Source organism: Streptomyces sp. NPDC017943 (assembly GCF_044328425.1).
Classification (GTDB): Bacteria; Actinomycetota; Actinomycetes; order Streptomycetales; family Streptomycetaceae; genus Streptomyces; species Streptomyces djakartensis_A.
In genome coordinates, this window is record NZ_JBIRHH010000003.1 from 477908 (window position 1) to 496238 (window position 18331).

At 74.1% G+C, this 18331-nt stretch carries 23 protein-coding genes; 11 read left to right on the plus strand and 12 right to left on the minus strand.

All coding sequences use genetic code 11. The features are described 5' to 3' along the window. Positions 1–75: 75 nt before the first annotated feature. From ACH4C6_RS11535 to ACH4C6_RS11565, 7 genes are all read left to right on the plus strand, one after another. On the plus strand, positions 76–507 hold the full coding sequence (locus ACH4C6_RS11535; RefSeq protein WP_398108709.1) for a MarR family winged helix-turn-helix transcriptional regulator: 432 nt from the start codon (positions 76–78) through the stop codon (positions 505–507). A gap of 119 nt (positions 508–626) precedes the next feature. Then, entirely contained in the window at positions 627–1232 is a 606-nt protein-coding gene (locus ACH4C6_RS11540) for a sulfite oxidase-like oxidoreductase (protein WP_398108355.1), read from the plus strand. Then, entirely contained in the window at positions 1225–1980 is a 756-nt protein-coding gene (locus tag ACH4C6_RS11545; RefSeq protein ID WP_398108356.1) for a ferredoxin reductase, read from the plus strand. Before ACH4C6_RS11540 ends, ACH4C6_RS11545 begins: the two co-directional genes overlap by 8 nt. Before the next feature lie 178 nt (positions 1981–2158). Next, on the plus strand, positions 2159–2743 hold the full coding sequence (locus tag ACH4C6_RS11550; RefSeq protein WP_398108357.1) for a hypothetical protein: 585 nt from the start codon (positions 2159–2161) through the stop codon (positions 2741–2743). A 250-nt stretch (positions 2744–2993) separates the two neighbouring features. Continuing rightward, positions 2994–3962 (plus strand): acetylxylan esterase, encoded by a 969-nt coding sequence (locus tag ACH4C6_RS11555; RefSeq protein ID WP_398108358.1) that lies wholly within the window; start codon positions 2994–2996, stop codon positions 3960–3962. Positions 3963–4082: 120 nt separating this feature from the next. Further along, positions 4083–5264: a serine hydrolase domain-containing protein gene (locus ACH4C6_RS11560; protein WP_398108359.1), complete on the plus strand. Its 1182-nt coding sequence runs from the start codon at positions 4083–4085 to the stop codon at positions 5262–5264. A 120-nt stretch (positions 5265–5384) separates the two neighbouring features. Next, positions 5385–6206, plus strand: coding sequence for an alpha/beta fold hydrolase (locus tag ACH4C6_RS11565; RefSeq protein ID WP_398108360.1), 822 nt, complete (start codon positions 5385–5387; stop codon positions 6204–6206). Here ACH4C6_RS11565 and ACH4C6_RS11570 read toward each other — a convergent pair. Both ACH4C6_RS11570 and ACH4C6_RS11575 read right to left on the minus strand, forming a co-directional pair. Continuing rightward, positions 6172–6951, minus strand: a complete 780-nt coding sequence (locus ACH4C6_RS11570; protein WP_398108361.1) for a class I SAM-dependent methyltransferase — start codon at positions 6949–6951, stop codon at positions 6172–6174. The genes ACH4C6_RS11565 and ACH4C6_RS11570 overlap by 35 nt on opposite strands. Positions 6952–6955: 4 nt before the next feature. Further along, a complete protein-coding gene (locus ACH4C6_RS11575) occupies positions 6956–7522 on the minus strand; it encodes a PadR family transcriptional regulator (protein ID WP_398108362.1) in 567 nt (188 codons plus the stop codon). Positions 7523–7592: 70 nt separating this feature from the next. Between ACH4C6_RS11575 and ACH4C6_RS11580 the strand changes: the two genes are divergently transcribed. The 3 genes from ACH4C6_RS11580 (at position 7593) to ACH4C6_RS11590 (ending at position 10384) form a co-directional block, all read left to right on the plus strand. Further along, positions 7593–7991, plus strand: a complete 399-nt coding sequence (locus tag ACH4C6_RS11580; RefSeq protein ID WP_398108363.1) for a nuclear transport factor 2 family protein — start codon at positions 7593–7595, stop codon at positions 7989–7991. Between the two features lie 71 nt (positions 7992–8062). Continuing rightward, entirely contained in the window at positions 8063–8890 is an 828-nt protein-coding gene (locus tag ACH4C6_RS11585; protein WP_398108364.1) for a methyltransferase domain-containing protein, read from the plus strand. Between the two features lie 321 nt (positions 8891–9211). Next, on the plus strand, positions 9212–10384 hold the full coding sequence (locus ACH4C6_RS11590) for a D-alanyl-D-alanine carboxypeptidase family protein (RefSeq protein ID WP_398108365.1): 1173 nt from the start codon (positions 9212–9214) through the stop codon (positions 10382–10384). Positions 10385–10447: 63 nt separating this feature from the next. Here the strand turns inward: ACH4C6_RS11590 and ACH4C6_RS11595 are convergent, their stop codons facing one another. From ACH4C6_RS11595 to ACH4C6_RS11640, 10 genes are all read right to left on the minus strand, one after another. Further along, positions 10448–11380: a glutaminase gene (locus tag ACH4C6_RS11595; protein ID WP_398108366.1), complete on the minus strand. Its 933-nt coding sequence runs from the start codon at positions 11378–11380 to the stop codon at positions 10448–10450. 36 nt (positions 11381–11416) lie between these two features. Further along, the gene (gene aspA / locus ACH4C6_RS11600; RefSeq protein ID WP_398108367.1) at positions 11417–12826 is read right to left on the minus strand and encodes an aspartate ammonia-lyase; all 1410 of its coding nucleotides are present in this window, start codon (positions 12824–12826) and stop codon (positions 11417–11419) included. Between the two features lie 122 nt (positions 12827–12948). Then, positions 12949–13965, minus strand: coding sequence for an asparaginase (locus tag ACH4C6_RS11605; protein WP_398108368.1), 1017 nt, complete (start codon positions 13963–13965; stop codon positions 12949–12951). 32 nt (positions 13966–13997) lie between these two features. After that, complete coding sequence (locus ACH4C6_RS11610) at positions 13998–14165, minus strand: hypothetical protein (protein WP_398108369.1); 168 nt, start codon at positions 14163–14165, stop codon at positions 13998–14000. Continuing rightward, entirely contained in the window at positions 14162–14842 is a 681-nt protein-coding gene (locus ACH4C6_RS11615) for a FadR/GntR family transcriptional regulator (protein ID WP_398108710.1), read from the minus strand. The genes ACH4C6_RS11610 and ACH4C6_RS11615 overlap by 4 nt, the downstream gene beginning before the upstream one ends. 170 nt (positions 14843–15012) lie before the next feature. Then, a complete protein-coding gene (gene crcB / locus ACH4C6_RS11620; protein WP_398108370.1) occupies positions 15013–15360 on the minus strand; it encodes a fluoride efflux transporter CrcB in 348 nt (115 codons plus the stop codon). After that, positions 15357–15737, minus strand: a complete 381-nt coding sequence (locus ACH4C6_RS11625) for a DUF190 domain-containing protein (protein ID WP_398108371.1) — start codon at positions 15735–15737, stop codon at positions 15357–15359. Before ACH4C6_RS11625 ends, crcB (ACH4C6_RS11620) begins: the two co-directional genes overlap by 4 nt. Further along, positions 15734–16216, minus strand: coding sequence for a fluoride efflux transporter CrcB (crcB, locus tag ACH4C6_RS11630; RefSeq protein ID WP_398108372.1), 483 nt, complete (start codon positions 16214–16216; stop codon positions 15734–15736). Before crcB (ACH4C6_RS11630) ends, ACH4C6_RS11625 begins: the two co-directional genes overlap by 4 nt. 196 nt (positions 16217–16412) lie before the next feature. After that, positions 16413–16670 (minus strand): ArsR/SmtB family transcription factor, encoded by a 258-nt coding sequence (locus tag ACH4C6_RS11635; RefSeq protein ID WP_398108373.1) that lies wholly within the window; start codon positions 16668–16670, stop codon positions 16413–16415. A 239-nt stretch (positions 16671–16909) separates the two neighbouring features. Then, positions 16910–17272, minus strand: coding sequence for a hypothetical protein (locus ACH4C6_RS11640; protein WP_398108374.1), 363 nt, complete (start codon positions 17270–17272; stop codon positions 16910–16912). 107 nt (positions 17273–17379) lie between these two features. Between ACH4C6_RS11640 and sigJ the strand changes: the two genes are divergently transcribed. Further along, positions 17380–18285, plus strand: a complete 906-nt coding sequence (gene sigJ, locus ACH4C6_RS11645; protein WP_398108375.1) for an RNA polymerase sigma factor SigJ — start codon at positions 17380–17382, stop codon at positions 18283–18285. Positions 18286–18331 lie beyond the last annotated feature (46 nt).

The window sequence follows — 18331 nt, forward strand, 5'->3', positions numbered from 1 at the left end:
CGTCCGAGGGAGGTTCCCGTGCACACCGCGCACACCCGGCGTACCGCCGACGCCGTGGAGACCATCCAGCGGGAGATGACGGTCTTCGCCCGCCGGGCGCGGGCCGCCGCGGGGCGGATGCATCCGGAGCTGTCGCTGGTGTCGTACACGCTGCTCGGGCACCTGGAGGAGAGCGGCGGATGCCGGGCCACCGACCTGGCCGCCCACTACGCCCTGGACAAGTCGACGGTGAGCCGCCAGGTCACCGCGCTGGAACGGGCGGGACTGGTCGCACGCCGTCCGGACGCGGACGACCAGCGCGTACAACTGCTGCATCTGACGGAGGCCGGGCGGCGGATCCTGGCGCAGGTCACCCACAGGCGCAGGGCGGTCTTCCGGGAGCGGCTGGCGCACTGGCCGGCCCCGGACCTGGAGCGCTTCGCCGACTACCTGGTGCGCTACAACACCTCGCCGGGCCCGGACCCGGAGGACCAGGACGCGCACCCGGCCCCGACGGCCACCGCCTAGGGCCGCCGCAGGACGGCCGCCCGGCACCCGTGTCCGCGCACCACGTACGGTTGAGCAGGCAATCACCGAGCACACCGGCCCGGCGGGGCACCGCGGGACCGGCCCGGAGGCACCACCGCATGCACATCACCCGAGGCTTCACCGGCCGCCCGCGCGCCGCCGGCCCCGCCCTGCCGCCCGGGCAGTACGACGCCCGCGACGACTGGCCGGTCCTGTCCGCCGAGGTCACTCCCGAGCTGGCACCCGCCGACTGGACCTTCCGCGTCGACGGGTTGGTGGAGGAGCCGCGCACCTGGGACTGGGAGGAGGCGCACCGGCTGCCCGCCTCGGCGTACGAGGGGGACATCCACTGCGTGACCGGCTGGTCGAAGTTCGGGGTGCGGTTCTCGGGTGTGTCCGTGGACGCCTTCCTGGACATCGTCCGGCCCCATGGGTCCGCCACCCATGCCGTCGCCTACGCCCACACCGGCTACACCACGAACCTCCCGCTCGCCGACCTGACCGGCGGGCGCGCCTGGATCGTCTGGGAGTACGACGGCCGGCCCCTCGCCCCCGAGCACGGCGGCCCGGCCCGGCTGGTGGTGCCCCACCTGTACTTCTGGAAGAGCGCGAAGTGGATCGCCGGCCTGCGCGTCCTCGACCACGACGAGCCCGGGTTCTGGGAGTCGAACGGTTACCACGAGCGCGGCAACCCCTGGGAGGAGCAGAGGTACTCCGGTGACTGAGACGTTCGTGCCGCCCACGCCCTTCGCGGTGCCCGGCCGGATCGCCGTGGACGAGCAGGCCGCCTCCGTGTGGCAGACCGCCACTTTGACGGAGATCCGCCGTGAGACCCCGCGTGCCGCCACCTTCCGGTTCGCCGTGCCGGACTGGCCGGGGCATCTGCCCGGCCAGCACCTGATGGTCCGGCTCACCGCGGAGGACGGCTATGTGGCGCAGCGCCACTATTCGATCGCGTCGGCTCCGGACGACTCCGGTCATGTGGAGCTGACCCTCGACCGCGTCGAGGGCGGCGAGGTCTCGGGGTGGTTCCACGAGGTCGCCCGACCCGGTGACCGGGTCGAGCTGCGGGGTCCCGTGAGCGGCTTCTTCGCCTGGCCGGGCGACCGGCCCGCGCTGCTCGTCGGCGCCGGCTCCGGGGTCGTCCCGCTGATGTCCATGGTGCGTCACCACCGGGCGCGCCACCTCGACCTGCCGCTGCGCATGCTGGTCTCCGCGCGCAGCCCGGAGGAGCTCATCTACGCCCGGGAGTTGGGCGCCGAGAGCACCGTGGTGTTCACCCGGAGCGCACCGGAGGGTGCAGCGGTGGGTCGTATGGCGGCCACACATGTGGCGCCGCTCCTGGCCGCGCAGCCTCCGGGTGGGTGGGAAGCCTATGTGTGCGGCTCCAACTCGTTCGCCGAGCACGCCTCCCGGCTGCTCGTGGCGGCGGGCCAGCCGGTGGACCGCATCCGGATCGAGCGCTTCGGCTGAGGACGGGTGCGCGGGGTGGGAACGGCCCCCGCGCCCGGCCGTCCCGGACGGCGCGCCCACCTCAAGTCGGCCTCGCCCTGGCGGGTTTCGCTGCGGCCCCGCCGGGCACCCCCCTCTCGGGCCGAACCCGGGTCGCCGGTCCCGGCCCTCCCCCGCGGGTGACGGTGAGGTGGTCGACATGCGAACCCGGATGCCCGGCCTGTACCGGGGGCACAGTCCGCTGCGCCGCAGGTGCGATGTCGTCGAGGCGTGGACGGTCCTGGCGTTCGCCCTCCTGCTCCTCGTGGTTGCGCCCCTGGCGGGGACGGCGACCGGGCGCTGGGCGTACGGCGAGGCGAAGTCGATGTCGGTGGCGCAGCACGCCGAACGCCATCGTGTCCGCGCCGAGGTCCTGGGCAGGAGCGAGGGTGCCCTGCCGTCGGCGCAGGCGGGTGGTCAGCACGCCTACCGGGCGACGGTGCGCTGGACGGAGGACGGCGGCGGTGCGCGCACCGCGCGCGTCCGGGTCCGCGCGGGGACGGCCCCGGGCGAGGTCGTGGACGTCTGGCTGGACTCCCGGGGACGCCCCGTCGGGCGGCCGATGGACGACACGACGGTGTGGCAGCACGCCCTCACCATGGGCGTGGGCGCCGCGGGCGGTGCGGTGCTGCTGGTGCTGCTCGGCCACTTCGCGGTGCGCCGCGTCGCCCTGCGCCGCAGACTGGCCGAATGGGACCGGGCGTGGGCGTGGACCGAACCGCTGTGGACGCACCGCAACGTGTGACGGCGGCACCGTCGCGTATGTATGACACGGCACCGTCGCGTACGTGTCACGGCGGCAGGGACGTGCACGTGTGACGGCCGCACCGGCACGCACAGGTGACGGCTGCACCGGCGCGCACAGGTGACGGTGCCACCGGCTCGGACGTGTGACGGCGGCACCGGGCAGAAGCACCTGGCCACCTCTCCGGCCGCCCCCGTACTGTGCTCCTGCGCACCACTCCGGCAGCCGTACTCCCCCAAGGTGGTCCTGCATGGCCCTGTTCGACCTGTCCGACGACGAACTGCGCGCCCACCGGAGCGCGTCCGTCGAACCGGAGGACTTCGACGCGTTCTGGTCCGCGACCCTCCAGGAGGCACGCGCGCACGACCTGGACGCCCGCTTCGAGCCGGTGGACACCGGCCTGTCCACGGTGCGCGTCCTGGACGTGACGTACGCCGGCTTCGGCGGTCATCCCGTCAAGGGCTGGCTGACGCTGCCCGCCGCGGCGCAGGAACCGCTGCCCCTCGTCGTGGAGTTCGTCGGCTACGGCGGCGGGCGCGGCCTGCCGCACCAGCACCTGCTGTGGGCGTCCACGGGCCGGGCGCACTTCGTGATGGACACCCGCGGCCAGGGCAGCGCCTGGGGCGGGGGCGGCGGCACGGACGACCCGGTGGGCGGCGGGCCCGCCTTCCCCGGGTTCATGACGCGGGGTGTGGACGCACCCGGGAACTACTACTACCGCCGGGTGTTCACGGACGCGGTACGGGCCGTGGAGGCGGCCCGTGCGCATCCGCTGACCGACCCCGCGCGCACCGTGGCCGTCGGATCCAGTCAGGGCGGCGGCATCACCCTCGCGGTCGGCGGCCTGGTGCCGGACCTGGCGGGCATCGCGCCGGACGTGCCGTTCCTGTGCGACTTCCCGCGCGCGGTGACCCTGACGGATCGTCACCCGTACCGCGAGATCGGGCTGTTCCTCAAGACGCACCGCGGCCGCAGCGAGCAGGTGCTGCGCACGCTGTCCTACTTCGACGGCGTCCACTTCGCCTCCCGCGGCCGGGCCCCGGCGCTCTTCTCGGCCGCGCTGGAGGACCAGACCTGCCCGCCCTCGACCGTCTTCGCGGCGTTCAACGCCTGGGCGCACCAGGACAAGGCGATCGAGGTCTACGACTTCAACGACCACGAGGGCGGCGGCCCGTTCCAGGAGGCGGCGAAGCTGCGCTGGATGCGGTCGTACATCTGATCCGGCCGTTCCCCGCACGCACCCTTCCCTGCCGGTCCGACCGGTCGGTACGTTCATCGGGTCCCGGGCCCGGCCGACCGGCCCGGGGCCGAGTGACGGGCCGCTGGAGGGGTGGGGTTCATGTCCGGGAACGGGCGCCATGGGGACGGGACGCGGGTGCACGGCCACTGCGAGCCGCAATTCGCCGCCGTGCGCCGGGCCTTCGAGGAGAACTTCGGCACGCGGGGGGAACTGGGTGCCGCCGTGGCCGTCGTGCGAGGCGGCCGGACGGTGGTGGACCTGTGGGGCGGCTGGGCCGACGCGGCGCGCACCCGGCCCTGGGAGCGGGACACGCTGGTCAACGTGTGGTCCACCACCAAGGGCCCGGTGGCCCTGTGCGCCCACGTCCTGGCCGACCGCGGCCTGCTGGACCTGGACGCGCCGGTGGCGGCGTACTGGCCCGAGTTCGCCGCGGCGGGCAAGGACAGGGTCCTGGTGCGGCACCTGCTGTCCCACCGCGCCGGGCTGGCCGGGCTGCGCGAGCCGCACTCGCTGGAGCAGCTGTGCGACTGGGAGCTGACCACGCAGCGGCTCGCGGCGACCGCGCCCTGGTGGGAGCCCGGCACCCGGAGCGGCTACCACGCGCTGACCTACGGCCATCTGGTCGGCGAGGTCGTGCGGCGCGTGTCGGGGTTGTCGCCCGGCGCCTTCCTGCGGCGGGAGGTGACCGGGCCGCTGGGGGCCGACTTCGGCATCGGCGTCGTGGAGAAGGACTTCGGGCGGGTGGCGGAGCTGGTCCAGCCGCCCGTCGTGCCGGACGGTGGGCAGGCGACCGCCTCCGCGCGGCCCGCGCCGGTGGTGATCGCCGCTCTGGCCAATCCGCCCGCGTCGGCCGCCGCGGCCAACTCGCCGGCCTGGCGGACCGCCGAGATCCCCGCGGCGAACGGGCACGGCACCGCCCTCGGGGTCGCCGAGGTGTACGCCGTCCTCGCGGGGCGGGGCACCCACCGGGGCGTGCGCCTGCTGTCGCCGCAGGCCGCCGAGCGGGTGCGCGAGGGGCAGGGCCGGTGCCTCGACCTGGTCCTGGGGGCCGGGCTGGGCGGTGAGACGGAGGCCGGGCTGGGGTTGTGGCTCAGCGGCCCGCAGGGCTCCTACGGGCCGAACCCGCGCGCCCTCGGTCACGACGGCTACGGCGGCTCGTGCGGCCTCGCCGACCCGGAGGCCGGCGTCGCCCTCGGGTACGTGATGAACCGCATGGGTCCGCACATCGCGGACGACCCCCGGAAGACGGCGCTGGTGGAGGCCCTCTACGGCGCCTTGTGACGGTGGCGCGGGCGGTGCCCGCGCGCACGATGAGCGGATCGCGGCGACCCTGGGGAGGACGGCCTTCCGACCGATCCGGCACCGTCCCGTGCCGGCCGCCACCGAGAGGAACCCTGTGCGATGAGCACGTTCACCACCTCCGACGGAACCGAGATCTACTACAAGGACTGGGGCTCGGGCCGGCCCGTGGTGTTCAGCCACGGCTGGCCGCTGAACGCCGACGCCTGGGACGGGCAGGCGCGGCTCGTCGCCGAGCACGGCTTCCGCGCGGTGGCGCACGACCGCCGCGGGCACGGCCGCTCGGGCCAGCCGTGGCAGGGTAACCACATGGACCGGTACGCCGACGACCTGGCCGAGCTGATCGAGTCGCTGGATCTGCGGGACGCGGTCCTGGTGGGCCACTCGACCGGCGGCGGCGAGGTGACCCGCTACATCGGACGGCACGGCACGGAGCGGGTCTCCAAGGTCGTGCTGCTGGGCGCGGTCCCGCCGCTGATGCTGCGCACGGAGGCCAACCCCGAGGGCACGCCGAAGGAGGTCTTCGACGGCATCCGCGCGGGCGTGGAGTCCGACCGGTCGCAGTTCTACTGGGACCTGAGCGAGAGTTTCTACGGCTTCAACCGGCCCGGTGCCGCCGTGTCGGAGGGCATGCGCCGGCAGTTCTGGCTGTGGAGCATGCAGGTGGGCCTGAAGGGCGCCTACGACTGTGTCGCGCAGTTCTCGGAGACCGACTTCACCGAGGACCTGGCGCGGATCGACGTCCCGACGCTCGTGGCGCACGGTGACGACGACCAGATCGTGCCGATCGGCGCCTCCGCGCACCGGACGGCCAAGCTGGTGGAGAACGCGACGCTGAAGGTGTACCCGGGCGCCCCGCACGGTCTGGTGGGCGACTACGAGAAGTCCTTCAACGACGATCTGCTGAACTTTCTCCGGAGCTGACTGGCCCTGCGGGGCTGACCGTCCCCGCGGCCCGGGCCACGACCAGACGCGCCCTCGGGCTGCCGTCCGGTCGTCGCCCGAGGCCGGGCAGCGCCCGCAGTTCCACCGCGAAACCGGCGCGCAGCAGCTCGCGCCGGACGTCGCCGAGGCGGAAGGCGCGGTAGTACATGACGAACGGGGGCCGCCACAGCGCGTTGCGCACCCGCATCGCGGTGTCAAAGCCGAGCAGGGCCCAGTAGCCCGGGGAGGCCGGCCGGGGCGGGGCGAGGACGGGGAAGGCGAAGCTGCCGCCCGGCCGCAGGACGGCGCGCACCTGGGCGAACAGGCCGGGCAGTTCGCGTGGCAGGAAGTGCCCGAAGGCGCCGAAGCTCACGACCAGGTCGAAGGCGGACGCGAAGGGCAGGGCACGGGCGTCGGCGCGGACCCAGGAGACCGGCGGACGCGCCGGGCGGGTGCGCTCGCGCGCGATCGTCAGCATGCCCGCACTGAAGTCGACCCCGGTGACCCGCTCCCGGCACACCTCGGCCAGTACGCCGACGCCTGCTCCGGTGCCGCAGCACAGGTCGAGTCCGGCTTCGTAGGGCCCCGTGCCCCGCAGGGCGTCGGCGACGGCGTCGAGGATCACGTCGGGCGTCCGGAACGGGGTGTGGTCGAACTTCGGTGCGAGCAGGTCGTAGCCGCGCTCCACCGACGACAGCGCCTGGACGGCGAGCTCGCGCAGGGTGGGACCCTCGGGGCTGAACATCGGCTCAGCCTAGGGGACTGCGCTGCCGCAGGACGGTCAGCACGCGTTCGCACCAGCGGAGGTTGTCCTCCTCGAAGGAGATGCCTCCCATGAGGGTGAGGTAGGGGCCGATGCGGTCGGTCTCGCGGAGGTAGTCCTCCTCGCTGCGGCCGGCCAGGAGGCGTTCGCGGACGCGCAGGTAGCGGGCGAGCTTGCCGCGGGCCCACTCCCGTCGCTCCTCGACCAGCGCACGGGTCGCCGCGGGATCGACGCCGTCGTCCATGGCCTGGATCTTGATGAGCAGTTCGTCGCGGATGGCGGTGGGCCGCCTGGGCGGCGTGGCGGCGAAGGCCCGCAGGTCCCGGCGGCCCTCCTCGGTGAGGGTGAACATCCGCTTGTCCGGACGCCGTTCCTGGCGCACGACCCGCGCCTGGATCAGGCCGTCCTGGGCGAGCCGCTCCAGTTCCCGGTAGAGCTGCTGGGGGGTGGCGGCCCAGAAGTTGGCCAGCGACACGTCGAACAGCTTGGACAGTTCGTAGCCGGACGCCTCGCCCTCCAGGAGGGCGGCCAGGACGGCGTACTTGAGGGACATGTGGACACCGTACCAAGGCTTGATTAATCTACTGCGCACCTACTCAACTAATTGACTAAGGCGGCCCGAGATGCATGCATTCCGTGAGGCGATCGAAGCCCTCGACCTCGACGCCGCCGAGGCGCTGCTGGCGCCGGACGTGGTGTTCACCAGCCCGGTGGTGTTCAAGCCGTACGCCGGGAAGGCGATCACGGCCGCCATCCTGCGCGCGGTCTCGGAGGTCTTCGAGGACTTCCGCTACGTGCGCGAGATCAACGACGCGCAGGGCCGGGACCACGCCCTGGTCTTCACGGCGCGCGTGGGCGACCGGGAGATCCAGGGCTGCGACTTCATCCACGTCGACGACAACGGCCTCATCGACGAATTCACCGTGATGGTGCGCCCGTTGTCCGGGGCCCAGGCACTCGCGGCCGCCATGGGCGCCCGGTTCGAGCGCATCGCCGAGGACGCCCGGGCCCGCTCCGTGTGAACGAGCGTGCGCGGGCGCCGGATTCGCGCGTCGGGCCGCCGTCCGGGGCCCGTCCGCGGTTGGATGTCCTCATGACGTCCGCCGAGCACGACCGGCTGATGCGGGCCAACCAGGCGAACTGGGACGCCCGCACACCCGTCCATCTCGCCAGCCGCTTCTACGGTCTCGACCAGGACCTCGATCCGGAGCGCTGGTTCGCCCCGTTCGAGTGGGAGGACCTCGGCGACCTCGCCGGACGGGACGTACTGCACCTCCAGTGCCATCTGGGCACGGAGACCCTGGCCTTCGCCCGGCGCGGGGCCCGGGCCGTCGGCCTCGACTTCTCGGCGGCGTCCGTCGCGGCCGCGTCCGGCATCGCGCGCCGGGCCGGCGCCGACGTGCGGTACGTGTGCGCGAACGTCTACGACGCCGTCGAGGCCCTGGACGGGCGGCAGTTCGACGTCGTCTACACCGGCAAGGGCGCCCTGTGCTACCTGCCCGACCTCGACCGGTGGGCGCGGACCGTGGCCCGCCTGCTGCGCCCGGGCGGCCTGCTGTACGTGGTCGAGTTCCATCCCCTGCTCCACGCCCTCGGCCCCAAACCCGCACCCGGCGAGGGCCCGGAACTGCTCCTGCGCCACGACTACCTGGGCGGCGGCGGGCCCGTGCACCGCGACGGGACCCACACCTACACGGACGGCCCCCCGGTCCGCGGCGCCACCGACAGCTACGAGTGGATGCACGGGATCGGCGAGGTCGTCACGGCCTCGGTGAGGGCGGGACTGACCGTGCGACAGCTGCGCGAGACCGGTGAACTCCCCTGGCCGCGCTGGCCGCAGGCGGTGCGCACGGAGTCCGGTTGGTGGCGGCTGCCCGAGCCGCGGATCCCCCTGCTGTACGGGCTGTCGGCCGTCCGCTGACCCCCGGCCTCTCGCCCGGCGCACCGTCCGGGTGGTAGCCCGCGACCGCGACGGCAGGAGCGGTCTGGAGACGCTCCTGGCGCGGGTGCGCGAGACGCCGGACAACGCCGCGTTCCTGCGGCGGGTCCGGCCCACCCTGCCCGCGTGAGGCCCCGGCGACGCCGACGACGGCGAAGCGGCCGACCCCTCATCGGTCCCCTTCGTGCCGGGCCGCCTCCCGCCGGGCTGCCCCCGTCCGGCTGCCTCCATCCGGGTGCCGGCGGCGGGTGTACGGCCCCGTCGGCTGCGTCGGAGAGCCCGTTGGTTTCTACGTTGATTCGTATGATCATCGGATTCTCCTCGAGGCTGGCCGTATCCGCGGGCGCGCTGTGTGCGGCGGGCCTGATGGTCCTGATGCCCGCCGCGGCGGCCGACACCGGGCAGGCGCAGCCCACGGCCCCGCCGGCCGGGCCCAGGGCGGCCGCCCCGCTCCCCTCGCTGCTGCACCGCCCCGGCGTCCAGGTGCGCCCGCGCGCCGGGGCCCCCCGCGTGCCGAAGGTCTCCGCCCTGTCCTGGCTGGTGGCCGACGCCCGGACCGGCGAGGTGCTCGCCGCCCACAACGCGCACCGCAGGCTGCCCCCGGCGAGCACGCTCAAGACGCTCTTCGCGCTCACGGTGCTGCCCTCGCTCCCGGCGGGTGTCCGGCACACCGTCCGCGCGGAGGAGCTGCGGGGCATCGGCGCCGGCAGCAGCCTGGTCGGGGTCGCCGAGGGGCGTACGTACCGCGTCGACGACCTGTGGCGCGGTGTCTTCCTCAACTCGGGCAACGACGCCGTGCACGTCCTGGCCGAGCTCAACGGCGGCTGGCGGACCACGGCCCAGCGGATGCAGGCCAAGGCGCGGTCGCTCGGGGCCCTCGACACCCATGTGGTGTCCCCCGACGGCTACGACGCCCCGGGCCAGGTGTCGTCCGCGTACGACCTGGCGCTCTTCGGCCGGACGGGGCTGCGCAACCCCGACTTCGCCCGCTACTGCGCCACGGTCGAGGCGCAGTTCCCGGGCGCGGGCGGGTCGTACGCGATCCGCAACACCAACCGGCTGCTGAGCGGCACCCACGGTGTGAAGCCTTACCGGGGGATGATCGGCATCAAGAACGGCTACACCAGCAAGGCCGGCAACACCCTGGTGGCGGCGGCGCGCCGGGACGGCCGCACCCTGGTCGTGACGGTGATGAACCCGCAGGACGACGGCGGGTCCACGGTGTACGACGAGGCCCGCGCTCTCCTGGACTGGGGCTTCGGCTCGGCCGGCCGGGTCGAGGCCGTCGGCTCGCTCGGCGCGCCGCGGCCCGCGGCGCGGGCGGCGACGACCCCACCCGCGGTCGCGGCGGCCGTGTCCGGGCAGCCGGAACCCGCCTGGACCTCGGCGGTCCTGATCGCGGGGGCCGCCGGAACGGGAGCCGCGGTCGTCGTCCTGGTGCTGCGCATCCCGGTCCGCAGGAAGAGCCGGCCCTGACGGGTCTCCCGCCGGCCTCACGCGGGCGGCGTGGGCACCCGCGAGGGGCCGGTCCCGGCGGGGTCAGAACACCGACAGACCGGTCAGGGTCGTGAAGCGGTCGAGGGCCGCCACCCCGGCCACCGAGTTGCCCCGCTCGTCCAGGCCGGGGCTCCAGACGCACAGGGTGCAGCGCCCCGGGACGACCGCGACGACGCCGCCGCCCACGCCGCTCTTGCCGGGCAGGCCCACCCGGTAGGCGAAGTCGCCGGCCGCGTCGTAGGTCCCGCAGGTCAGCATGATCGCGTTGATCTGCTTGGCCTGGCTGCGGGTCAGCAGGCGCGTGCCGTCGGCGCGGACGCCGTGCCGGGCGAGGAAGCCCGCGGCGAGGGCCAGGTCGGCGCAGGACGCGGCGATCGAGCACTGGCGGAAGTACTGGTCCAGCAGCGTGGGCACCGGGTTGTCGATGTTGCCGTAGGACGCCATGAAGTGGCCGAGGGCCGCGTTGCGGTCGCCGTGGGTGGACTCGGAGGCCTCGACGGTCCGGTCGAAGGTCAGGTCGGGGTTGCCGCTCTCCGCGCGCAGGAACGCCAGCAGCTCGCCCGAGGCGTCACCGGTGCGGGTGTGCAGCCGGTCGGTGACCACCAGCGCGCCCGCGTTGATGAAGGGGTTGCGCGGGATGCCGTTCTCGTACTCCAGCTGCACCAGCGAGTTGAACGGGTTGCCGGAGGGTTCGCGGCCCACGTGCTCCCACAGGGCGTCGCCCTCGCGGGCCAGGTCCAGGGCGAGGGTGAAGACCTTGGTGATCGACTGCGCGGAGAACGGCTCGCGCCAGTCGCCGACGCCGTACACCGTGCCGTCCGGCTCGGCCACGGCCATGCCGAAGCGGCGCGGGTCGCGGGCGGCGAGCGCCGGGATGTAGTCGGCGGGCCGGCCCCGGCCGGGGGTCCGCTCGATCTCCTCGGCGATGCGCTCCAGGACCGGCTGGAAGGTGGTCGGCGACGTCATGATCGGCATTGTCCCTCCCGGCCGGTCCGCTCGCGCGTCCCCGGGTCAGCCCCGCGAGGGGCCGCTGCCGGCCAGCACCTCGGGCCGCAGCAGGTCCGCGAGCCGGTCGGCCGGCAGCAGGCCCTTGTCGAGGACGAGTTCGGCCACGCCCCGGCCGGTGGCGAGGGCTTCCTTGGCGATCTCGGTGGCCGCCGTGTAGCCGATGTGCGGGTTGAGGGCGGTCACCAGGCCGATGGAGTTCTCCACGCTCGCCCGCAGCGCCTCGGTGTTGGCGGTGATGCCGGACACGCACCGCTCGGCGAGCGTCACGCAGGCGTTGCGCAGATGCGTGACGGACTCCGACAGGGAGTGCAGGATGATCGGCTCGAACGCGTTGAGCTGGAGCTGTCCCGCCTCGGCGGCCATGGTGATGGCGACGTCGTTGCCGATCACCTCGAAGGCGACCTGGTTGACGACCTCCGGGATCACCGGGTTGACCTTGCCCGGCATGATCGACGAACCGGCCTGCACCGGGGGCAGGTTGATCTCGCCCAGCCCGGCACGCGGCCCGGAGGACAGCAGCCGCAGGTCATTGCAGCTCTTGGACAGCTTCACGGCGACGCGCTTGAGCACGCCGGACATCTGCACGAACGCGCCGCAGTCCTGCGTCGCCTCCACCAGGTCGGCCGCGGTCACCAGGGGCAGGCCGGTGAGGGCGGAGAGGTGGCGGCGGGCCGACTCGGCGTACCCGGCGGGGGCGTTGAGGCCGGTGCCGATGGCGGTGGCGCCCAGGTTGATCTCGTGGATCAGCTCCACGGCCTCGGCGAGCCGGGCCCGGTCCTCGTCCAGCATGACGGCGTAGGCCGTGAACTCCTGCCCCAGCGTCATGGGGACCGCGTCCTGCAACTGGGTGCGGCCCATCTTGAGCACGTCGCGGAACTCGACGGCCTTGGCGGCGAACGCGTCCTGGAGGACCGCCATCGCGTCGAGCAGCCCGCGCACGGCGAACACCGTGGCGATCTTCACGGCGGTCGGGTAGACGTCGTTGGTCGACTGGCCGAGGTTGACGTCCTCGTTGGGGTGCAGGTGGCGGTAGTCGCCCTTGGCGTGGCCGAGCAGTTCCAGCGCCCGGTTGGCCACGACCTCGTTGGCGTTCATGTTGGTCGAGGTGCCCGCGCCGCCCTGGATGACGTCGACGACGAACTGGTCGTGCAGCTTGCCGGCGCGGATCTCCCGGCACGCCTCGACGATCGCGGCGGCCTTGCGGGGCTCCAGCAGGCCGAGTTCCTCGTTGGCGAGGGCGGCGGCGGCCTTGACCGCGGCCAGCGCGTCGACCAGGTGCGGGTAGGCCGAGATGGGCGTGCCCGTGATGGGGAAGTTCTCCGTGGCCCGCAGGGTGTGGACACCCCAGTAGGCCTCGGCGGGAACGTCACGGTCGCCGAGCAGATCGTGCTCGGAACGGGTGGCGGCGGTCATGAGGGTGAGAGATCCCTTGTCTGAGAAACGGGGGTGGACGTGCGCCCTTCGGGGGCGCGGGGAACTGCGTGAGCGACCACGGCGGCCCCGCGGCCGCCGGACGGGAGCGGCTCGGCACGAGCTCAGGCGCAGGCAGCACCGGCAGGAGACCCCAGCAGGGGAACGGGCCGCACCCGCCCGACCTCCCGCCCACCTCCGAGCAGCGGCTCACCCTCGAACTCCTTGAGCAGCCCGGGGTCGACGCCGGCCCGGACCAGTGCCGCGGCGGTCACCGGCACCCGCGCCCGGTTCGCCCCGTCGGCGATCTTCACCGCGACGGCCCGGCCGTCGGCCAGTGCGGCGACCTGGACGCCCTCGAAGCCGTCCTTGGACAGCAGCCCCGGCACGGCCCGCATCAGCGCGGCGACGTCCCGGCCGGAGCCGGAGGCCATCTCGGCGTGCTCGCGCATGGCGTCGGCGACGCGGGCCTCGGGCGTGCCCGGGGCGGCCGCGACGATCCGGGCGGTGGCCCGGGCCAGTCCGTGCAGGGAGAGGGAGAACAGGGGCGCGCCGCAGCCGTCGACGCTCACCCGGGCGATGCGCTGCCCGGTGAGGTCCTCGACGATCTCGGCGACGGCCTGCTGGAGCGGGTGGGCCGGGTCGAGGTAGTTCTCCAGCGGCCAGCCGTTGAGGGCGCAGGTGTAGAGCATGGCCGCGTGCTTGCCGGAGCAGTTCTGGGCGAGCCGTGAGGGCAGCCGGCCCGCGCGCACCCAGGCGTCCCGGACGGCCGGGTCGTACGGCATGTCGGGGACGTTGCGCAGGTGGTCCTCGCCGAGCCCGGCGAGTTCGAGGATGCGCCGGGCCCCGGCGAGGTGGCGTTCCTCGCCGGAGTGGCTGGCCGCGGCCAGCGACAGCAGTTCGCCGTCCAGCGGGAGTCCGGCCCGGACCATGGCGACGGCCTGGACGGGTTTGATCGCGGAGCGCGGGTAGAAGGCGGCCTCGACGTCTCCGAGCCGGAACGTGACCTCTCCGTCGGCGTCGAGGACGACGACGGAGCCGTGGTGGACGCCCTCGACGACGCCGTCGCGGACGAGGTGGGCGACGGGGGCGTGTGCGGGTTCGCGGACAAGGGGTGCGTCCGCGGGGGAGCTGCTGAACATCACTGCCTGCTTCCTCTGGAACGGCGCGTCGGTCACGTGCCGGATCCGGTGGTGGACGTGCGGGCGACACGGCCGCGGACGGCGAGCCGTCCGGCGACCGGGGCCGCGGCGATCAGCGGCAGGTACAGCACGGTGGTGCGTCCGGCGCCGCCGCCAACGGAACGTTTCTGCACCTCGTCGTGCAGGGACTGCCCGCTCAACGCCCGGCTCCGCCGTCCGGGGGCCCGTCCGCCGTGCGCGGCGAGCGCACGATGTCGGTGAGGGTCGTCTCGACACGGTCGAGGTGGTGGGTCATGGCCGCCACGGCGTCGTCCTCGCTGCCGTCGGTCAGCGCCTCGACGATCGCGCGGTGCTCGCGGTTGGACTGCTCGCGGCGGCCGCCGAGTTCGTTGAGGAAGGCGGACTGGCGGGCCAGGGCGTCCCGGATCTCCTCGATGACCCGCCGGAAGACCGGGTTCTGGGCCGCCTCGGCGACGGCGAGGTGGAACAGCGTGTCCATCGCGACCCACGCGGTGGTGTCCGTCTCCCGCTCCATCCGGTCCATCAGATGGGCCAGGTGATCGAGGTTCTCCGGGGTGCGGCGCAGGGCGGCGTACCCCGCGACGGGGATCTCGACGTGGCGGCGCACCTCCATCAGGTCGCTGGCCGCGTAGTCGCCGAAGGTCGGGTCCTCGACGGCGGCGGCGACGACGAAGGTGCCCTTGCCGGTGCGGGACACGGTCAGGCCCATGGTCTGGAGCGCCCGCAGCGCCTCACGCAGCACGGGCCGGGAGACCTCGAGGGTGCGGCACAGCTCCGCTTCGGACGGGAGCTTGTCGCCGATGGCGTACTCGCCCCGCTCGATGGCGCCGCGCAGGTGTGCCAGGACCGCTTCCATGGCGCTCACGCGCCGCACGGGCTGTCCGGCTGTCCGGCTGTCTGACAGGTTCACGGGGGCGATACTCCGTCCCGACCGCTCGTCCTGTCAAGCCGGTCGTGCCGCCCGCGCCGGCCCTTCCTGCCGGTTTCCGCGCCCCGACGCCCTCCGGCACCTCCCGGACGCGCCCCTCACAGGCGCACCAGCGCGGCCCCGGCGAAGGCCGCGGCGACGCCCACCGACACACTCGCGGCGACGTTCAGGGCCGCCCGCAGTCCCGCCCCGGTCTCCGCCAGGCGCAGGGTCTCGTAGGAGAACGTCGAGTACGTCGTCAGCGCCCCGCACAGGCCGGTGCCGAGCAGGAGCTGCAGCTGGGCGCCGGCGCCGGTGAGCAGACCGAGGACCAGGCAGCCGGTGACGTTCACTGTGAAGGTGCCCCACGGGAAGACCGAGTCGTGCCGGGCCTGGACCGCCCGGTCGGTGAGGTAGCGCAGCGGGGCGCCCACCATCGCGCCGCAGACGACCAGCAGCCAGTTCACGGCGACTTCTTACCCTCCGTGTCCGGGTTGCCGGGATCGTCCCCGCTTCCGGCGCAGCGGATCACCTCGCACGCGTCGACGGTGACGAGCCCGCCGGTGACGAGGTCCTGAAGCTGCGGCAGGAAGGCGCGCACCCGCGGGGCGCTGTCGACGACCACGACCGCCACGGGCAGGTCCTCGCCGAGCGAGAGCAGCCGTGCGGTGTGGATGAGGGAGGAGGCGCCGAAGCCCTCGATGCCGCGGAAGACGGAGGCGCCCGCGAGTCCCGCCGCGTGGGCCCGGTGGACGATCTCCGTGTAGAGGGGCCTGTGGCGCCAGGTGTCGTTCTCGCCGACGATGACGGTGAGCCGCAGGGCCGTACCCGTCGATGCGGTCATGACTGCCTCCTTGCGAGGGCGGCGCGGATCGCCGCGCTGCGGGCGGAGCGGGTCGCCGCCGCGGCGAGCCACACCGCCGCGAGGGCGGCGAGCGGGGTCGCCGCGAGGTAGGCGAGTCCGGTCGCCACTCTGCCGTCGTCGATCAGCTGCCGGACATCCACCGCGTAGGTCGAGAAGGTGGTGAACCCGCCGAGGACGCCGGTGCCGAAGAAGGGGCGGACCAGCGGGTGGGCCGTCCGGACCTCGGTGATCAGCACCATGAACACGCCGATCACGGCGCAACCGGCGATGTTCACCCAGAGCGTCGTCCAGGGGAAGGCGCCGTGCGGCGACGGCCACGCGAGGCCCGCCGCGTACCGGGCGGTGGCGCCCGCCGCCCCGCCCAGCGCCACCACGGCGACCACGGGCGCCTGGGCACGCCGGGAGGACGCCCGGCGGGAGCCGGCCGGGCGGCTGAAGGGCTCCTGAGGGGCTGTCACGGTGGTGCGTCTCCTACTCGCCGGGGCCCGGGGTGCGGGCGTGTGCCGTCGCAAGTAGGGACCGTTGGCGGCGTCCTGCCGCGGTTCGGGTACGGCGGGCCCCACCGCCGCGCCGCGGTGGACCCCCGCGGCCGCGTTCAGGTTAACCCCGGCCGCGCGACGGGGTCACGTCGAGGGCTCGCCCCTCGGGGCCCGCCTACCAGCCCTTCTCGAACATGCGGGCCACCTCGGCGATCCGCATGTCGTCCCGGTGGTAGCGCACCACGCCGGCGGACCGGGTCGAGCGCAGCAGGCCGGCCGCCTCCAGCAGGCGCAGATGGGTGAGGGCGACCGGCGCCGCCAGCGCGAACCGCTCGGCCACGTCGTCCACGGTGACCCCGTCGGCGGCGGGTCCGGGCTCCTTGAGCCAGGCCAGGATGCGCAGCCGCGTCTCGTCGGTGGGAGTCCTCAGCATGTCGTGCCCCTGCCCCGCGGCTGTGCCCTCACCGCGCCCTCCCACTGTCTCGCAGCTCCGGCGGCCCTGTCCGGCACTCGCACGCGTTGACCGATACCGAACTGCCGTGGCGCTGAGCGGAGTTCATGATCGGCGAGTGTGCGGGGAGAACGGCCCCTGCTGCCGGTCCCGGACGGGCCGGACGGGTGCCGGACGAGCCGGACGGGGCCTGACCAACGGGGGCCGCCCACGCGCGACTTTCAGCGCCGCACCAGGGCGAGCACACTCAGCCCGAACATCGCGACGCCCAGGGGGAGATGGACGGACGGCACGTGCGCGATGCCGAGCACGACCTGGACCGACGCGAGGAGGAGGAAACCCGCCGCGTGCCCGACGGGCCGCGCCGAGCCGCCGCCCGGCTTCCAGGCCAGGACCGCCGCGAGCAGGTACAGCATCGACGCCCCGTACATCACCCGCGCCCCGACGCCGTGCAGCGACTCCCCGTAGGACGAGGTCAGCAGCAGCCCGGCGGAGACCGCCTGGAGGAAGATGGTCAGTGTCTGCAGGGCGATCGCGAACTGCAGGAAGGAGATGCCGCGCGGTGCCGTCGCCTGTGTGGCCATGTCAGTCCCCTGTTCCGCCCGGCCGGGCAGCAGATCGGTAAGGTCTCACCGGTCCGACGAAGCGGGCGCGCGAAAGGTAAGGCGAGCCGGTGGCCGGGGGGCATCCGATGACGGGGACGGACACGGACGGGACGGCCGGTGAACGGCGCCGGCTCATCAACGTCGCCTACCGCCTGCTGGGCTCGCTGGCCGAGGCGGAGGACGCCGTGCAGGAGGCGTACGCCCGGTGGTACGCGCTGCCCGTGGGCCGGCGGCGGGAGATCTGCTCCCCCGGCGCCTGGCTGACGACCGTGACCGGCCGCATCTGCCTGGACGTGCTCGGCTCGGCGCGGGCCCGGCGCGAACGGTATGTCGGCGCATGGCTCCCCGAGCCGCTGCCCGACCGGGCCGAGTGGGGCCGCGGCCGGGCCACCGACCCGGCCGACCTGATGGTCCTGGACGAGTCGGTGACCATGGCCTTCCTCGTCGTGCTGGAGTCGATGACACCCGCCGAGCGGGTGGCGTTCGTCCTGCACGACGTCTTCCGCTACCCGTTCGCCGAGATCGCCGGCGTCCTCGGCCGGACCCCGGCCGCCTGCAAGCAGCTCGCGGCCTCCGCCCGGCGCCGGGTGGGCGCCGCTCCCGCTCCCGCCGCGGCCGGTCAGGCGGACGTGGTCCGGCGGGTGCGGCGGGCCTGGGAGGACAAGGACATCGCGGCCCTCGTGGACGTCCTCGACCCGGCCGCCGTGATGACCGCCGACGGCGGTGGCGTGGCCGGTGCGGCACTGCGTCCGGTGGAGGGCGCCGCCGGCATCGCCCGGTACATGGCGGGGATCGCCGACCGGTCGCCGGGACTCGAACTCCTGGAGCGGTCGGTCAACGGGGTGCCCGGGCTGGTGGCCCGGCGGGCCGGCGCCGTCCTGACCGTCGCCTCGTTCGAGGTCGCGGACGGGCGCGCCACGCGGATCTGGGTGGTGCGCAATCCGGAAAAACTGCGGCCGTGGGCGCGGGCCGGCCAGGACCCCTGCCGATGATCCGGACGCCCGGGCCGCCGGCGGACCGTGGACGGGCACTGCATGC

What these genes read in the sequence shown, in the direction of transcription:
- ACH4C6_RS11535 (WP_398108709.1), top strand. Translation starts at nt 76, where the DNA reads ATGACGGTCTTCGCCCGCCGGGCGCGGGCCGCCGCGGGGCGGATGCAT.
- ACH4C6_RS11540 (WP_398108355.1), top strand. Translation starts at nt 627, where the DNA reads ATGCACATCACCCGAGGCTTCACCGGCCGCCCGCGCGCCGCCGGCCCC.
- ACH4C6_RS11550 (WP_398108357.1), top strand. Translation starts at nt 2,159, where the DNA reads ATGCGAACCCGGATGCCCGGCCTGTACCGGGGGCACAGTCCGCTGCGC.
- ACH4C6_RS11555 (WP_398108358.1), top strand. Translation starts at nt 2,994, where the DNA reads ATGGCCCTGTTCGACCTGTCCGACGACGAACTGCGCGCCCACCGGAGC.
- ACH4C6_RS11560 (WP_398108359.1), top strand. Translation starts at nt 4,083, where the DNA reads ATGTCCGGGAACGGGCGCCATGGGGACGGGACGCGGGTGCACGGCCAC.
- ACH4C6_RS11565 (WP_398108360.1), top strand. Translation starts at nt 5,385, where the DNA reads ATGAGCACGTTCACCACCTCCGACGGAACCGAGATCTACTACAAGGAC.
- ACH4C6_RS11570 (WP_398108361.1), bottom strand. Translation starts at nt 6,951, where the DNA reads ATGTTCAGCCCCGAGGGTCCCACCCTGCGCGAGCTCGCCGTCCAGGCG.
- ACH4C6_RS11575 (WP_398108362.1), bottom strand. Translation starts at nt 7,522, where the DNA reads ATGTCCCTCAAGTACGCCGTCCTGGCCGCCCTCCTGGAGGGCGAGGCG.
- ACH4C6_RS11580 (WP_398108363.1), top strand. Translation starts at nt 7,593, where the DNA reads ATGCATGCATTCCGTGAGGCGATCGAAGCCCTCGACCTCGACGCCGCC.
- ACH4C6_RS11585 (WP_398108364.1), top strand. Translation starts at nt 8,063, where the DNA reads ATGACGTCCGCCGAGCACGACCGGCTGATGCGGGCCAACCAGGCGAAC.
- ACH4C6_RS11590 (WP_398108365.1), top strand. Translation starts at nt 9,212, where the DNA reads ATGATCATCGGATTCTCCTCGAGGCTGGCCGTATCCGCGGGCGCGCTG.
- ACH4C6_RS11595 (WP_398108366.1), bottom strand. Translation starts at nt 11,380, where the DNA reads ATGCCGATCATGACGTCGCCGACCACCTTCCAGCCGGTCCTGGAGCGC.
- aspA (WP_398108367.1), bottom strand. Translation starts at nt 12,826, where the DNA reads ATGACCGCCGCCACCCGTTCCGAGCACGATCTGCTCGGCGACCGTGAC.
- ACH4C6_RS11605 (WP_398108368.1), bottom strand. Translation starts at nt 13,965, where the DNA reads ATGTTCAGCAGCTCCCCCGCGGACGCACCCCTTGTCCGCGAACCCGCA.
- ACH4C6_RS11615 (WP_398108710.1), bottom strand. Translation starts at nt 14,842, where the DNA reads ATGGAAGCGGTCCTGGCACACCTGCGCGGCGCCATCGAGCGGGGCGAG.
- ACH4C6_RS11625 (WP_398108371.1), bottom strand. Translation starts at nt 15,737, where the DNA reads ATGACCGCATCGACGGGTACGGCCCTGCGGCTCACCGTCATCGTCGGC.
- ACH4C6_RS11635 (WP_398108373.1), bottom strand. Translation starts at nt 16,670, where the DNA reads ATGCTGAGGACTCCCACCGACGAGACGCGGCTGCGCATCCTGGCCTGG.
- ACH4C6_RS11640 (WP_398108374.1), bottom strand. Translation starts at nt 17,272, where the DNA reads ATGGCCACACAGGCGACGGCACCGCGCGGCATCTCCTTCCTGCAGTTC.
- sigJ (WP_398108375.1), top strand. Translation starts at nt 17,380, where the DNA reads ATGACGGGGACGGACACGGACGGGACGGCCGGTGAACGGCGCCGGCTC.